Source organism: Mycobacterium sp. 852002-40037_SCH5390672 (genome assembly GCF_001665875.1).
Lineage (GTDB): Bacteria > Actinomycetota > Actinomycetes > Mycobacteriales > Mycobacteriaceae > Mycobacterium.
This window is the reverse complement of sequence record NZ_LZTA01000053.1, coordinates 1-810: the sequence shown is the minus strand read 5'-3', so window position 1 is coordinate 810 and position 810 is coordinate 1. Positions and strand designations below refer to the sequence as shown.

1 protein-coding gene is annotated in these 810 nt (G+C 69.3%); it reads right to left on the bottom strand.

Annotated elements, in window-relative coordinates; translation table 11 throughout:
- A partial coding sequence (locus A5782_RS27260; protein WP_067098231.1) for a TetR/AcrR family transcriptional regulator occupies positions 1 to 588 on the bottom strand: 588 nt, incomplete at its 3' end.
- Between the last annotated feature and the right edge of the window lie 222 nt (positions 589 to 810).

The following is an 810-nucleotide window of genomic DNA, read 5'->3' as shown; positions in this document are numbered from 1 at the left end:
GGCCGAATCGAGCGTTGCGGCGTACTCGTCCGGACCCAGACTTGCCGCCCGTTCCGTCAGACCGCGCGCCAGCGCATAGATCGCCTCGACGGCGCCGTGCCGATCGGCACGGCGGGCGAGCCCGCCCTCGCGGACAGCGTCCCGGACGATGCCGTCGATGATTTCGCGGAATACCTGGAACCCCGAGTTGCCCGTCGCCGTGTCATCGACGGCGATCGCATTCTCCGCCCGGATCACCCACTCGAACGCCGCGAGGTCGGGGTACTCGCGCATCAACCGGCCCGATTCGTCGAGGACCGCTTCTATTCGCGTGACCGCGGTGCCCGGGCGGGCGGCCGCCCGCCGCAGTCGGGGAACCGCGACGTCGGTTCGCGCCGCCACCGCGGCCTTCATCAGTTCGGACTTGTTCGGGAAGTAGTTGTACAGGCTCGCACTGGTCATGTCGGCCGCGCGAGCGATCTCACGAATCGTCGCCCGGGCGTAGCCCGCCTCGGCTACACAGCGCATCGCCGCGGTGATGATCCGGGCGCGCGTCTGCTCACCGTCGGCCCCCACCGGCCGGCCCAACTGCGACGCCTTGACGGTCATACCGCGCAGTCCCCGCCACCGGTCCGTTCGTCACGCACCGCGCACCTCGCGCCAACAACGTCAAGGAAATTGATCGTCCGATTATATTCGGTGTGTCGGATCGGCGGCCGGCGGACAGGATGCGACCAGTGGGGACAGCACCGTGACGCGGACGCAACGCGGGCGTCCGGTAGGTGCCAGCGGCGAGGAGACTCGCCGGCGGATCATCATCGCCACCATGCG